13 protein-coding genes are annotated in these 14,067 nt (G+C 49.9%); 11 read left to right on the top strand and 2 right to left on the bottom strand.

Annotated features, from left to right (window positions below; genetic code table 11):
• The first annotated feature begins 334 nt into the window (after positions 1-334).
• From EBA_RS17655 to dapB, 10 genes are all read left to right on the top strand, one after another.
• Entirely contained in the window at positions 335-2,005 is a 1,671-nt protein-coding gene (locus tag EBA_RS17655) for a TonB-dependent receptor (RefSeq protein WP_192375919.1), read from the top strand.
• Positions 2,006-2,424: 419 nt separating this feature from the next.
• Positions 2,425-2,730 carry a hypothetical protein gene (locus EBA_RS17650; protein WP_192375918.1) on the top strand — a complete coding sequence of 102 codons (306 nt, stop codon included), beginning with the start codon at positions 2,425-2,427 and terminating at the stop codon, positions 2,728-2,730.
• A 535-nt stretch (positions 2,731-3,265) separates the two neighbouring features.
• The gene (gene hrcA, locus EBA_RS17645; protein ID WP_192375917.1) at positions 3,266-4,306 is read left to right on the top strand and encodes a heat-inducible transcriptional repressor HrcA; all 1,041 of its coding nucleotides are present in this window, start codon (positions 3,266-3,268) and stop codon (positions 4,304-4,306) included.
• Between the two features lie 50 nt (positions 4,307-4,356).
• Positions 4,357-4,998, top strand: a complete 642-nt coding sequence (gene grpE, locus EBA_RS17640; protein ID WP_192375916.1) for a nucleotide exchange factor GrpE — start codon at positions 4,357-4,359, stop codon at positions 4,996-4,998.
• A gap of 71 nt (positions 4,999-5,069) precedes the next feature.
• Complete coding sequence (dnaK, locus tag EBA_RS17635; RefSeq protein WP_192375915.1) at positions 5,070-7,004, top strand: molecular chaperone DnaK; 1,935 nt, start codon at positions 5,070-5,072, stop codon at positions 7,002-7,004.
• Between the two features lie 72 nt (positions 7,005-7,076).
• Positions 7,077-7,418, top strand: a complete 342-nt coding sequence (locus EBA_RS17630; protein ID WP_192375914.1) for a GrlR family regulatory protein — start codon at positions 7,077-7,079, stop codon at positions 7,416-7,418.
• A 50-nt stretch (positions 7,419-7,468) separates the two neighbouring features.
• Positions 7,469-7,654, top strand: a complete 186-nt coding sequence (locus EBA_RS17625) for a hypothetical protein (RefSeq protein WP_192375913.1) — start codon at positions 7,469-7,471, stop codon at positions 7,652-7,654.
• A 36-nt stretch (positions 7,655-7,690) separates the two neighbouring features.
• Positions 7,691-7,915: an addiction module protein gene (locus EBA_RS17620; RefSeq protein ID WP_192375912.1), complete on the top strand. Its 225-nt coding sequence runs from the start codon at positions 7,691-7,693 to the stop codon at positions 7,913-7,915.
• 332 nt (positions 7,916-8,247) lie between these two features.
• Complete coding sequence (gene dnaJ, locus EBA_RS17615; protein WP_192375911.1) at positions 8,248-9,387, top strand: molecular chaperone DnaJ; 1,140 nt, start codon at positions 8,248-8,250, stop codon at positions 9,385-9,387.
• Positions 9,388-9,390: 3 nt separating this feature from the next.
• The gene (gene dapB, locus EBA_RS17610) at positions 9,391-10,197 is read left to right on the top strand and encodes a 4-hydroxy-tetrahydrodipicolinate reductase (protein WP_192375910.1); all 807 of its coding nucleotides are present in this window, start codon (positions 9,391-9,393) and stop codon (positions 10,195-10,197) included.
• 44 nt (positions 10,198-10,241) lie between these two features.
• Here the strand turns inward: dapB and EBA_RS17605 are convergent, their stop codons facing one another.
• The gene (locus EBA_RS17605) at positions 10,242-10,679 is read right to left on the bottom strand and encodes an NUDIX domain-containing protein (RefSeq protein ID WP_192375909.1); all 438 of its coding nucleotides are present in this window, start codon (positions 10,677-10,679) and stop codon (positions 10,242-10,244) included.
• A 198-nt stretch (positions 10,680-10,877) separates the two neighbouring features.
• On the opposite strand from EBA_RS17605, the gene rapA reads away from it, so the two are divergent.
• Positions 10,878-13,640, top strand: coding sequence for an RNA polymerase-associated protein RapA (rapA, locus tag EBA_RS17600; protein WP_192375908.1), 2,763 nt, complete (start codon positions 10,878-10,880; stop codon positions 13,638-13,640).
• A 53-nt stretch (positions 13,641-13,693) separates the two neighbouring features.
• On the opposite strand, the gene EBA_RS17595 is transcribed toward rapA, so the two are convergent.
• Complete coding sequence (locus tag EBA_RS17595; protein ID WP_192375907.1) at positions 13,694-14,056, bottom strand: PilZ domain-containing protein; 363 nt, start codon at positions 14,054-14,056, stop codon at positions 13,694-13,696.
• Between the last annotated feature and the right edge of the window lie 11 nt (positions 14,057-14,067).

Raw genomic sequence — 14,067 nt, 5'->3', positions numbered from 1 at the left:
CACATACCAAACGTTTCAAAGTGTCTCGCCGCTACTTTGCCCCCTGAATCAAATGATTCGCTTCAATTAAAGCACTCCCAAACATTTCACTCGAGGAAAACTCTCCGTCCGGTTTTGAGGGTTGCCGTGAAGCCACGATTCGGAAATCGGCGGAAGTCTGGGTCAGGTCTTACGATCAAGCATATATAGCTAAACTCTCAGACAGCAAACCATCCAATTTCCGCACTGATGGTCGAAACGCAGCAGTCCGCTGCTAGCCGTTATCAGAAGTCCCCCCGCCTTTTATGTAACGATCAACAGGGGTAACGCTGCGATCAACGGTAGTTCGATTCCCGTGCGGCGTGCCATTCCGACTACCAACAATACCGGCCAAACCCAGCAATATATTATCGGTGACAAAGGCCGGCGGCCTTGGGAGCAAAACAATGCTTCATTACACCTTTACTACGATTTGAGTCCGAACACTCAAATTGACGGCGGCATGGGGTGGAGTCGAGGCGAAACCAATGATAACGGTGCATATAACAGCTATTTAACCCGGCTTGATGGTACGCCCGTTGCTATTGGCAGTGGCAGCAGTAATCTCAATATCGATGGCAGAAGATACTCGGTATCCGAAAACGCCTTTATGCACTTTCTTCCGGCTATCGAAGATACGCGGCGTTATTTTGCCCATATGAAACACGACTTTGGCGGTGATATAAAACTCAACGTCGATTTTCAATATATGCAAACCGAAACATCCTCGACCAGTCCTGGCGCCACGGCAACACTAAATGGCGGTACCGGTACGCTGACGCAGACGCCCAGCAACCGAATAGACGGCAATGTCTCGTTGCGATTTCCTTTCTTGTGGGATGAACGAAACTTTGTGACCGTGGGCTTTGGCTCCAGTCAAACCACGCTTGAAGGCCAGTCGCGTTACAATCTGGGTTACTGGCGAAATTCCGATTCGACCAGCTCGCTGGCCGCACTCAGTAAAGGTGAGTCAAGTATTTACTCGGCGTATATCCAAGACGAGCTGTGGATAATGAAAAATTTGATTGCTCATTTGGGCGTGCGCTACGACGACTGGACTACTTCCGGTTCCAATCTAAACGTGTCGCCTGCGTTCAACAAAACTTATACCGAGCATTCGGTGAATCAATTCAATCCGAAATTCAGTTTGACCTGGTTGCCGGTTGATGGTTACAAATTGTTTGCGTCAACGGGTTGGGCATTCCGTCCGCCTACAAATTTTGAACTTTATGGCAGCAGCATCACATCGTCGACGCTTACCGAACCCAATGCGAATTTAAACCCCGAAACAATGTATTCCTGGGAAGTCGGTGGCGAGGCCAATCCGGTTAAGGGCACCACGATTGCTGCCAGCTACTTCCATCATTACATCTCTGACTTGATCTACAACAAAACCATCGGCACCAATGCAAACAACCAGACCTTGTCGGAAAAACAAAATGCCGGAGAGGCCGAAGTTGAAGGTGTAGAAGTCAAAGTCAGGCAGCAGTTGTATTGGGATTGGTTGCACTTTAACGGCACGTATACGCTTAACGACTCGATCATTACCAAAAATTCGGCGAATGCGGCGATTGTTGGCAAGCAAATGCAACAGCTGCCACAGACCATGTTTAGCGGCGGTCTGGATGTTAAATACGATAAATGGGCCGGCGGCATCATTGGTCGCTATGTCAGTCAGCCATCGTTTAATGACTTAAACTCCGACTCATTTACAGGTCGAGCAGGCAGTTACGACCCTTATTTTCTGCTTGATACCCGCATTGCCTACCAAGCGACGAAAAATATCGATCTGTCGTTTTCAGTGAACAACCTCCTGGATCGAGAGTATCAAGAGCGCCAGCATTTTTCGGTAAAGCTGAAATGGGTCCCATCCGATTTCAGCGCGAAAAATTTGCTGGCAGTTTATGCCTTCGGCGGCCCCGATTCGTCCGCGTCACCTCGTTTCGACCCAACAGGGGGTCGAAACATCGGCTCTCGCATGACTTGACGCCGTGTCGCGATGCCTTGCAGGTTTTCTCCGCTTCGCTGCGAAAACCCGCCTGGCGCTACGGCTATCGGGGACTAAAAATCGTCACTTCGCTATCGCTCCGTTTCCAAGATTTTCAGCGTCAGTGTTTTACCAACAAGCCGGCCGAACTGTATATGGGGAAGTGTCTTATAGCTTCTAATGCGAGTGACTGCCACGCCTTGCTTAACCTGCTCCGGATATTCGCAAACCGAGTATCCGGAGTAATGGCTATTTACGGTTTCTAACGCTCACCTTGCGTGCATGGGTCACAAAAATAGGCAATATACGCACTGATTTCGCCGACTTCATCTGTTCTTAATCTGTTCCTCATCAAGACTTAAACAATGCCTTCTAGAATCAATTCGTAACTGAATTATTCTCCGGAGAAGGCGTTTTTTATGTTCAGACTGACAAGTATTGTTGCAATGAGTTTGCTGGTTTCGCCATTGGCCTTGGCTGATGGTCACGGGCACGGGCACGGTCATCACAAACATCACGCTCATTATGGCGAGGTTGAGCGGGCGTATGTCCAGACACCACAGCCCGCACCGCGTTACAACAGTTACGATCAGCGATCCACCCAGGGCTTGTTAGGTGGTGCCTTAGGCAGTGCGGCAGGTTATGAGATGAGCAGGGGAGATCCGCTAGGTGCAGGTATCGGCGCCGCAGCTGGCGCCTGGATCGGTAATGGCATGAGTCGTTAAACGATTACCGGGCAACTATTACGAGTAATTTAGTGACAGGTTCTGAGTTTAGGGTGTCTCATTAGACAGGAGGACAAAATGAGAATAAAAGGTGGTAAAAAATATCAACAAGAGCAATACACTAGAGTGGAAAAGCTTTTGAATGTATTGTTGTTTTTTGTCGTCGTCTACTACAGCTACTATGTTTTGTCTTTCTCCCAAATAGGGGCTTGAGTTCACAAGCGCTAGCGATTTATGGTCACTTTGTGCTTCAAATCGGTTTTTGTCATAGAGTTCGTATAACTAAACGCGAGATCGCCTAAAACCCTGCAAGTCGCAAGACTTGCAGGGTTTTTTATTGCCAGCGGTCAGCTTTTGGGCGATTTTGAAGATAGGTGGTCGGGTTTCCAGGGATTTGGCCTTAAGCCCCTGAGTAGACTGGTGGAGCTTAGTTTATTGATCGCCTGTTAGTGCCGTTGACAACGCTGGACCCAGCTGATAGCTTTGCTCTCTGGCACTCACCAATATCGAGTGCTAACGAAATTTGGGGGATGAAGTGGCTGGCGGACAAGATTTAAACGAAAGATCGCTGTATTTATTGAAAACCTTGGTTGAGCGTTATATCCAGGACGGCCAGCCTGTTGGTTCGCGTATATTGTCTAAAGATCCGCAACTCAAGCTCAGCCCCGCTAGTATTCGTAATGTGATGGCGGATCTGGAAGAGATGGGCTTGATACATTCCCCGCATACTTCGGCCGGCCGAGTACCGACGGTGAGTGGCTATCGTTTGTTCGTCGACAGTTTGTTAACGGTCAAACCTTTGGCATCCAGCGAATTGGACCATTTGCAGCACGGCTTGCAAGGCGACGCGGATAAAGCCAGCGATGTGCTGAGCAAGGCCTCTAAATTATTGTCTGATGTGACGCGGATGGCCGGCGTAGTGACATTGCCGCGTCGGGAAAGCGTTACATTGCGGCATATCGAATTCCTGCCCATGTCCAATACTCGGGTGTTGGTTATTTTCGTCACCGACGATCAAGAAGTACATAACAAAATTATCCACACCCATAAGCAGTTTAGCCCCGCCGAATTGCAACAGGCTGCCAACTATTTGAATTCAGTCTATTCCGGTCGTAGCTTGGCGAAAATCCGTGATCTGATACTTCAGGAAATGGAGCAGGATCAGCGGCAGGTTAATCAGGGCATGATAGACGCTGTCAACATGGCGCAGCTTACCTTCACCGAACAGCCTAACGACGATTATGTGTTGAGTGGCGAAACCAATTTAATGGGCTTTTCCGAGCTGTCGGATATGGAGCGACTGAAACAGTTGTTCGAAGCGTTTAGTCAAAAGCGTGGCGTGATCCATTTATTGGATCAATGTTTGCAGACGGAAGGCGTGCAGATATTTATCGGCCAAGAGTCCGGCTATAGCGCATTCGATCATTGCAGTCTGGTGACGGCGCCTTATTCGGTCAATGACGAAGTGGTGGGCGTGTTGGGCGTGATAGGGCCGACGCGAATGGCCTATGAGAAAGTCATTCCGTTTGTAGACGTGACCGCAAAATTATTGGGCGCGGCCTTGAATCCCAAATAAATGGCCCTATCGTTAGGCGAACTAAAGAATTTAGAACCATGGAGTAAGTAATGAGTCATCAGCAGTCAAGCCACGAACAACAGTCGGATAGCGATTTAATCGCCGAAGTGTTGGAACAAACTAATCCGGCTAACGCCGAAGAACAGTCTAACGAAGCGCCTGCTACGGGTGAAGGTTTGACTGTGGAAGCCTTGCAACAGCAGTTGGAACAAGCTCAACAACAAGCCGCCGCCAATCTGGATAAAGCGATTCGCACCATGGCGGAAATGGAGAACCTGAAAAAACGCGTACAAAAAGACTTGGATGACGAACGTAAATACGGGCTGGCGAAATTCGCCAAGGAATTGCTAAGTGTATTGGATAGTCTGGAATTAGGCCTACAAGCGGCGACCGGCGATAGCCCGGAAATTGTGAGACTGCGCGAAGGCAGTGAATTGACCATCAAACAATTCGAGTCGGTATTCGCCAAATTCAATATCGAGACCGTAGATCCCACCGGCCAACCGTTCAACCCGGAAATGCACCAGGCCATGGTGATGCAACCAAGCGCCACTGCCCAACCCAATACCGTGTTAAACGTTTTCCAAAAAGGTTATGTATTGAACGGTCGTTTGCTGCGTCCGGCCATGGTGGTAGTCGCCAAAGCCGACGACAAGCCTGCCGATAGCGCAAAAATTGATGAGCAGGCTTGAAATTAATTCGATCAACCACATATCACTAACAACTTTTTAATTTATTACCTATTCAAGTCTGGAGAATATCAATGGGCAAAATGATCGGCATCGATTTGGGAACCACCAACTCCTGCGTCGCAGTACTGGAAAACGGCACCGCGCGGGTCATCGAAAACAGCGAAGGCGCGCGTACGACGCCCTCCATCATCGCCTTCACAGGCGACAACGAAGTGTTGGTCGGCCAGTCCGCCAAACGTCAGGCGGTAACCAACCCTGAAAACACTTTGTTCGCGATCAAACGTTTGATCGGCCGCCGCTTCAAAGAAGATGCGGTACAAAAAGACATCAAAATGGTGCCTTACAAAATCATGGAAGCCAACAACGGCGACGCCTGGGTAGAATGCCACGGTAAAAAAATGGCGCCACCTGAAGTGTCATCACGCGTGTTGATGAAGCTGAAAAAAGACGCCGAAGCGTTTTTGGGTGAAGAAGTGACCGAAGCGGTCATTACCGTGCCGGCTTACTTCAATGACTCGCAACGTCAAGCGACCAAAGATGCCGGCCGGATTGCCGGCCTGGACGTAAAACGTATCATCAACGAACCGACCGCAGCAGCGTTGGCCTTTGGTATGGACAAGCCTAAAGGCGATACCACCATCGCGGTTTACGATTTGGGCGGCGGTACCTTCGATATTTCAATCATCGAAATCGCTGAAATCGAAGGCGAGCACCAGTTCGAAGTATTGGCCACCAATGGCGATACCTTCCTGGGCGGTGAAGACTTTGACTTGCGCATTATCGAATTTTTGGCAGGTGAATTTAAACGTGATACCGGCATTGATCTGCACAACGATCCTTTGGCGTTGCAACGGTTGAAAGAATCAGCGGAAAAAGCCAAAATCGAGTTGTCTTCAGCCGAGCAAACCGACATCAATCTGCCTTACATCACCGCGGATGCGGCTGGCCCTAAACATTTGAACGTCAAACTGACCCGTGCCAAGCTGGAGTCGCTGGTTGACGAGTTGGTCGAAAGAACCAAAGGCCCTTGCTTGCAAGCGATTAAAGACGCGGGGATCTCCACATCTAAAATCAACGATGTGATTTTGGTCGGTGGTCAAAGCCGTATGCCTAAAGTACAGGCTTTTGTTAAAGAATTGTTTGGTAAAGAACCGCGCAAAGACGTCAACCCTGACGAGGCAGTGGCCTTGGGTGCGGCGATTCAGGCTGGTGTATTAGGTGGCGACGTTAAAGACGTGCTGCTGTTGGATGTAACACCACTGTCTTTGGGTATCGAAACCCTGGGTGGCGTGATGACCAAGCTGATCGAGAAAAACACCACGATCCCAACCAATGCATCGCAAACCTTCTCGACTGCGGACGACAATCAAACTGCAGTGACCGTGCATGTATTGCAAGGTGAGCGTGAAGTGGCGGCCGGTAACAAGTCACTGGGTCGTTTTGATTTGCAGGACATTCCACCCGCACCGCGCGGCATCCCGCAAATCGAAGTGTCGTTCGACATCGATGCCAACGGTATCTTGAATGTTTCCGCTAAAGACAAAGCCACTGGCAAGAAACAATCCATCGTGATTAAAGCTTCCAGCGGCTTATCCGATGACGAAGTCGAACGCATGGTAAGAGATGCGGAATTGCACGCCGACGAAGATCGCAAACTGAAAGAGTTGGTGTCTGCGCGTAATTCGGCGGAAGGCATGATACACGCCACCGAAAAGTCGATGAAAGAGCTGGGCGACCAAGTCGGTAGCGACGAAAAATCGGCCATCGAATCGGCGATCAAGGACTTGCATGCCGTGCTGAAAAGCGACGACAAAGACGCCATCGAAGCTAAAACCCACGCCTTGACCGAATTGTCCGGCAAGTTGGCCGAACGAGTCTATGCGCAAAAAGGCGCGGAAGGCGGCGCCGAGGCTGGGCATGCAGCTGGCGCGGCAGAAGCTGCTGCGGAGGAAGATCACAATGTGGTCGATGCGGAGTTTGAAGAGGTTAAGGACGATAAGAAGTAATAACGTAGGACGGGCGGCGAAAGCCGTCCGTTTTCCGTCTTATGTGTTAAATATTAGGAACAAGGACTAAATATGTTGGAAGCTCTATGGTCGGTTGAATTTAGCTCGAATTTCAATATTTCTGGAAATGGTGTCGTAGTATTTGAAACTGGCCGTGTTTTTGGTGGTGATAGCAGCATGATTTATGTTGGTAGTTACCAGGTCGAAAACGGTGATATTTATGCAGAAATTAATGTGCGCAAATATGCCAATGTTCCTGGAATGGTTTCTTCCGTCGGTTTAGACAGTTTTACCCTCAAAGTTACTGGCAAGCCAGATAGTCAGGAGTTGATATTGTCTGGTTTTGTCGTAGAAGACAGCTCGAGGAAAATTACTATTAGAGCCTATCGCCAAGCGGAACTTCCAAATCCATGAGCCATGTAGGGTACGCATCGCGTACCTTTTTGTTTGTGTGAAGGATGGGTATGCAAACCGCTGTATCGGAAGTCAAAGAATTGCTGAATAAATTGCCTGAAGAAAGCAGTTATGAGGATATTCAATATCACCTTTATGTCATTGCTAAAATTCAGCAAGGAATCGCTAGGGCAGAAACCGAAGGGACTGTTTCCCACGAGGAAGTCGAAAAACATTTTGATCGCGTGTTTGATTGAGTACAAACTTCCAAGGTATTTTTCGAGGTGAGAATTATGGATAGCACAGTAATCGAACGCGAAGCCCTTCATCTTCCTGCGGCGGAACGCGCTAAACTTGCTCATAATTTATTGTTAAGCTTAGAAAACCTCACCGATACTGAATTGCATGAAGCTTGGCTGGATGAGGCTCAACGACGTGCCGATGAAATAGATCAAGGTTTTGTCGAATTGATTTCAGCGGAGGACGTCAGCGCTAAAGCGCGGTTGTTGTTGAAATGAACTATCGATTTCACCCCGGCGCTCAGCATGAACATTTAGAAATTATCGGATTTTACGAATCAAGGCAGCCAGGTTTAGGTGCGGTATATTTGGCGGAGTTTGAGAGTTTTATGATTAGCGTTGCCGATATGCCGGGACGTTATCGAATTGAGCGAAAGCCTAATATCCGAGTGGTTTCCCTGCTTAAATTTCCTTAGAGAATTATCTTTAGGGATAATCATGCCGGTGTACAAGTTTTGGCGGTTTCGCATAAAAAAAGAAGGCCCGATTATTGGTTGGGTCGGTTATAACTGAATATATCAATACTGAATAATAATACCGAAGACATTTAAATGGCCGCAAAAGAAGATTTTTACAAACTGCTGGAATTGGATCGCAACGCGAGCGAAGCCGAGATTAAGAAGAGCTATCGCAAGATGGCGATGAAGTTTCATCCCGATAGAAATAACGATAATCCGGAAGAGGCCGAGAAAAAATTCAAGCTGGTCAAGGAAGCTTACGAGATTTTGTCCGACCCTAAAAAACGCGCGGCCTATGACCAATTCGGTCATGCCGGCGTCGATTCTTCAATGGGGGGCGGTCGCGGCGGCTTTAGCGGCGCGGAGAACTTTAGCGATATTTTCGGCGATGTTTTTGGCGATATTTTTGGTGGTGGCCGCCAGCAGCGTAGCAGCGTGCAGCGCGGTGCCGACTTACGCTATAACCTGGAATTAACCCTGGAAGAAGCGGTCGGCGGCACTGAAGCGACCGTTAAAGTGCCGGTATTGGTCGCTTGCGTCGAGTGTAATGGCAGTGGCGCCAAAAAAGGCAGCAGTCCGGTAACGTGCTCTACCTGTCATGGTCACGGTCAGGTTAGGATGCAGCAAGGCTTTTTCTCGGTGCAACAAACCTGTCCTACCTGCCGCGGTACTGGCAAGCAAATCAAGGATCCTTGCCCGAAATGCTATGGACAAGGTCGAACCCAGGAAACCAAAACCCTCAATGTCAAAGTACCGGCCGGTGTCGATACAGGCGACCGGATTCGTTTGGCAGGAGAGGGTGAAGCGGGGGCGAACGGTGGTCCGGCAGGGGACTTGTATGTGCAAGTGCAGGTTAAGGATCACCCGATCTTTACCCGCGACGGCGCCAATCTATACTGCGAAGTGCCAATCAGTTTTTCGATGGCATGCTTGGGCGGCGAACTGCAAGTTCCTACCCTGGACGGTAAGGTCATGTTGAAAATTCCGCCGGAAACCCAGACCGGCAGAATGTTCCGTTTGCGCGGTAAAGGCGTTAAACCGGTTAGAGGCGGTTTGGTAGGCGATTTGTTATGTAAGGTGCAACTGGAAACCCCGGTACATCTGACTAAGGAACAGAAATCCATGATCGAAAAGCTCGGTGAATCCCTGTCCGGTGGCGGCAAGCATCACAGTCCGCAAGAGCATGGCTGGATGGATGGCGTTAAAAGCTTTTTCGACAAGTTAACAGGATAAACCATGGTACGGGTCGCGGTAGTAGGCGCTTCCGGGCGTATGGGTTTGTGTTTGCTGAAAGCCGCGTTGGCTGCGGAAAACGCCGAATTGACAGTAGCGGTATCGCGCGCGGATAGCTTGGCGATAGGCAAGGATGCCGGCGAACTGGCCGGTGTGTCGGCGGCCGGAATTAAAGTTGGTGGCGACCTGGCAGCGTTAACTGATCGGTTTGACATATTGATCGACTTCACCCGCCCCGATGCGTCGATGGATTACATCGAAATTTGCCGCCAAGCTAGGAAAAAGGTGGTGATTGGCACCACCGGTTACAATGAGGCGCAAAAAGCCGCGATTGCCGAAGCCGCCAAGGATGTGGCGATAGTCATCGCTCCCAACTTCAGCGTGGGCGTCAATTTGTCCTTAAAGCTGTTGGAAATGACCGCAAAAGTGATGGGCGATTACACTGACATCGAAGTGATAGAAGCTCATCACCGGCATAAGGTCGATGCGCCGTCCGGTACCGCATTACGGATGGGCGAAGTGGTCGCCGCTGCGTTGGGGCGCGATCTGAAAGACTGTGCCATCTACGGCCGCGAAGGCGATACCGGTGCGCGCGATCGCAAAACCATCGGCTTTTCTACCATTCGGGCCGGCGATATAGTCGGTGAGCATACTGTGATGTTTGCCGACGAAGGTGAGCGCGTGGAAATCACTCACAAAGCCACCAGCCGTATGACTTTCGCTAATGGTGCGGTTAGAGCCGCAGCGTGGTTGGCAGACAAGCAAAACGGTCTGTTCGATATGCAGGACGTGTTGGGTCTGAAAGGCTGATCAGGTCTTAAACCTTGTCTGCACGCCGCTGAATCAGCTAAGGCTTATATTCGTAGAGGCGTTACCTCGCCAGTCAGTTTATAATGGCGGTAGTCCGCTATTACTTGCGCGTGATCGAAAGCCAACAAGCTTGGTAGATTGTCAAAGCCGAAGAGTCCATAGTTCTTAGCATCGTCTGCCGCCATTGGCGTACCGTGAGCCTGCGCCAGATACACGGCAGTGACAGTGTGATTGCGCGGGTCGCGTTGCGGATTGGAGTAAAGGCCCAGCAAGACGATGAGTTCTACATCCAGGCAGGTTTCTTCCTTGGCTTCGCGGATTGCCGCGTGCTCGAGCGTTTCGCCGACGTCGACAAACCCGCCGGGCACAGCCCAGCCGAAGGGTGGATATTTCCGTTCTATCAACACGAAAGGGCGCTGCGGATGATCGATCAATTCGATCAAAATATCGGCGGCTAACAACGGTGTGATTGGCTTGGCCATGCTATTCCTGATAATGATGAGTTTTAGAGCATTGAAGATATGAGCATTCTGCTAAATTTAAACATGTTTTCAAGCATTGCTGAAATTCTCGATTCTTTTTCCCCGACAAATTAATCATGAATTAATCCGCTTTTTATATCATCCCGGCTGCTTTAAGCAGCGCTTTTAAAGTCGAATTAAATTTCCAAGAAGTAACACATGAATGAGTTTATCCCCGGCCAACGCTGGATTAGTAATACCGAATCGGAACTCGGTTTGGGTATGGTGGTGGATGCGGAATTTAACCGCGTCACCGTACTGTTTTTAGCGACTGGCGACAGACGGGTGTACGCCAGAGATAACGCGCCTTTGACCCGTGTCCAGTTCAACGAAGGCGATGTGATCGAGTCTGCGGACTATGCAAAGCTTAGCGTGCAGCAGGTGCAAACGCACGATGGTTTATTGACCTATATTGGTATCGATGCAGACGGTCAGTTGCAGCAAATCGACGAGATGGAGCTTAACCATCATATTCAATTTAACAAACCGCAAGACCGTTTGTTTACCGGCCAATTCGATCCGACAGCCTGGTTTTTATTACGCTACGAAACCTGGCTGCGTCAGCAACAGCACCAACAGGCGGCTACCAAAGGCTTGCAGGGCGCGCGGGCTTCGCTGATTCCACATCAGTTATACATTGCCCATCAAGCCGCCAGTCGAGCCTTACCGCGCATTATGTTGGCCGACGAAGTGGGTTTGGGTAAAACCATAGAAGCGGGTTTGATCATTCAGCATCGCTTGATCAATGGCTTAAGCAATCGTGTGTTGATTTTGGTGCCGGAAAGCTTGCTGCATCAATGGTTGGTGGAGATGCTGCGCCGCTTCAATCTGCGCTTTAGTATTTTTGACGAAAGCCGCTGCTTTGCCAGTCCGGACGAGAACCCGTTTCTCAGCGAGCAATTGGTATTGTGCAGCCAGCGCTTCTTTGCCGATTCCGTGCATCGCCAGCAACAAGCCTTGGATGCCGGTTGGGATCTGGTAGTGGTCGATGAAGCGCATCATCTGGAATGGAGCGAAGAGGCACCCAGCGCCGATTATCTATTTGTCGAGCAATTAGCCTTGGCGTCTCCCGGTCTGATTTTGTTGACCGCGACGCCCGAGCAATTGGGTAAGGAAAGCCATTTTGCGCGTTTGCGCTTGCTCGATCCCGACCGCTTTTACCGATTCGAGCAGTTTTTGCGGGAAGAAAGTCAGTTTGAACCGGTGGCCAGACTGGCCAATTGGCTGATTTCCGGCGAAGCGCTGGATGCCGAACAGCAAGGCCAACTGAAAAACTTATTAAAGCAGGATAATGTTGATAAGTTGCTGCAACAGGTCAACGACGTTGAAGCCAATGCTCGGGAAGAATTGATCAAATTGTTGCTTGATCACCATGGCACCGGCCGAATTTTATTTAGAAACTCTCGGCAAACCGTACAGGGTTTTCCGGATCGGCAACGCTATGCTTATCCGCTGCAAGGTGATGAGGCTGCGGATTTGGCTAACAGTCCGTATCTGCAGTGGTTGATTGGGCAGCTGAAAGCCTTAGGCAACGAAAAAGCGCTGTTGATCTGTAAGCGCGCTGAAACCGCGATTCAGCTGGAGCAATGTTTGCGGCAGCATGTCGGACACACTGCAGCGGTGTTTCATGAAGGTATGAGTATCGTCGAGCGCGACCGGGCGGCGGCGTTTTTTGCCGATGAAGAGAGCCGGGCGCAAGTACTGATTTGTTCCGAGATCGGCAGTGAAGGTCGCAATTTTCAATTCGTGCGTCATCTGTTTCTGTTCGACCTACCGGAAAATCCGGATTTGCTGCAGCAACGGATAGGTCGTTTGGACCGGATCGGCCAGAAGCATGTGATTCAAATTCATATTCCGTATCTGCTTGATAGTGCTCAGCAGGTGTTATTCCGCTGGTACGATGAAGGTTTGGATGCATTTCGCCATAATTGTTCCGGCGCCGCGCAAGTCTTGAAATTACTGGGTGATGCTCGCGATAGCGCATTGGTCAGTCGCGATCCGGCGGCAGTCGAGGCCTTGATCGCCCATACAAAAGCTTTGAACAGCCAAGTGGAAGACGAGCTGCATAAGGGCCGCGACTTGCTGTTAGAGCTGAATTCTTGCCGGCCGCAAGAAGCCGCGCGGTTGGTGGAAGAGATCAGTGCCGGCGAATGCGATGGTCGTTTGTGGCCTTTTATGGAAGCCATGTTCGACTGTTATGGTGTCGATGTTGAAGATCACTCGCGCGATTGCCATATTCTGTGGCCCAGCGAAAATCTGCGTATTGCCCATTTCCCTATGCTGCAGGACGACGGTTTGACGGTAACCATCAATCGCGACATTGCGCTGGCCAGGGAAGACATGCAATTTCTGACCGCCGAACATCCTATGGTTTTGTCAGCTATGGATTTGGTGTTGTCTAGCGAGACCGGCAATGCTGCGGTTAGTGTAGTCAAACATCCGCAACTGAAAGCCGGCCAATTCCTGTTGGAGCTACTGTTTGTTGCGGAATGCAGTGCACCTGCCGAGCTGCAAATTGGCCGATTTTTACCGCATACACCGCTGCGCGTTTTAGTCGATCAACATAAAAAAGATCTAACGTCCGTGATTGGCCACGACAGCTTGGTCGAGACCGGCGATAGTTTCGATAAGGCGCAAATCAGCCAGTTTTTGAACAGCCAGCGTCAGCATATTCAGGACATGATCAAAGTTGCGGAACAGCTGGCAGACGCGCAAATGCAGAAATTGATAGCGGAAAGCAGTAATCAGATGATTGCGACACTAACCGGCGAAATCAAACGTCTGGTGCGGCTGAAAAAGATCAATCCAGGTATCAAGGAGCAGGAAATCGAGCAGCTCAAAGAAATGACCATGCTATCGCACGAAAGCATACAGGAAACCCAGTTGCGGCTGGATGCGGTGCGGTTTGTGATTACCAGCTAACTTGCCGACAGCGATTTACGGCGAGCAGGCGCCGTTTTTTGCCGGGATGACGATTAAGCGGTTTTGATCAGCACGGTGGTGTCGTCCAGTTCCACGCATTCAAACATCAGGTCGTCGATAGAGCCTTCGACGTGGTCGATATAGTGCAGACCGCACTCTGAGTCGACATGTTGATGTTTCAGAATGCCGTGTACACTGAAAGGCGTTCCGGATTCAGGCAATACCATGGTGATTTTAACTTTGCCGGCAACATCGGGACTGATGGGGTTTTGGAGTTTAACCCGGATGCCGCTGTAGCTGATATCCAGAATTTCCGCATTCAGCGAAATCTCCCGGGATGTTCTGCTATTGAAAATAATGCCTGCTTGCAGGCCTCTAGGTTTTACTCTACGGTGAATTCGTTTCTCGAAACTCATGTGATTTGACC

It is taken from the genome of Methylomonas albis (assembly GCF_014850955.1).
GTDB classification, from domain to species: Bacteria; Pseudomonadota; Gammaproteobacteria; order Methylococcales; family Methylomonadaceae; genus Methylomonas; species Methylomonas albis.
This window is presented reverse-complemented; position numbering and strand designations above follow the sequence as displayed.

What these genes read in the sequence shown, in the direction of transcription:
- EBA_RS17650 (WP_192375918.1), top strand. Translation starts at nt 2,425, where the DNA reads ATGTTCAGACTGACAAGTATTGTTGCAATGAGTTTGCTGGTTTCGCCA.
- grpE (WP_192375916.1), top strand. Translation starts at nt 4,357, where the DNA reads ATGAGTCATCAGCAGTCAAGCCACGAACAACAGTCGGATAGCGATTTA.
- dnaK (WP_192375915.1), top strand. Translation starts at nt 5,070, where the DNA reads ATGGGCAAAATGATCGGCATCGATTTGGGAACCACCAACTCCTGCGTC.
- EBA_RS17630 (WP_192375914.1), top strand. Translation starts at nt 7,077, where the DNA reads ATGTTGGAAGCTCTATGGTCGGTTGAATTTAGCTCGAATTTCAATATT.
- EBA_RS17625 (WP_192375913.1), top strand. Translation starts at nt 7,469, where the DNA reads ATGCAAACCGCTGTATCGGAAGTCAAAGAATTGCTGAATAAATTGCCT.
- EBA_RS17620 (WP_192375912.1), top strand. Translation starts at nt 7,691, where the DNA reads ATGGATAGCACAGTAATCGAACGCGAAGCCCTTCATCTTCCTGCGGCG.
- dnaJ (WP_192375911.1), top strand. Translation starts at nt 8,248, where the DNA reads ATGGCCGCAAAAGAAGATTTTTACAAACTGCTGGAATTGGATCGCAAC.
- dapB (WP_192375910.1), top strand. Translation starts at nt 9,391, where the DNA reads ATGGTACGGGTCGCGGTAGTAGGCGCTTCCGGGCGTATGGGTTTGTGT.
- EBA_RS17605 (WP_192375909.1), bottom strand. Translation starts at nt 10,679, where the DNA reads ATGGCCAAGCCAATCACACCGTTGTTAGCCGCCGATATTTTGATCGAA.
- rapA (WP_192375908.1), top strand. Translation starts at nt 10,878, where the DNA reads ATGAATGAGTTTATCCCCGGCCAACGCTGGATTAGTAATACCGAATCG.
- EBA_RS17595 (WP_192375907.1), bottom strand. Translation starts at nt 14,056, where the DNA reads ATGAGTTTCGAGAAACGAATTCACCGTAGAGTAAAACCTAGAGGCCTG.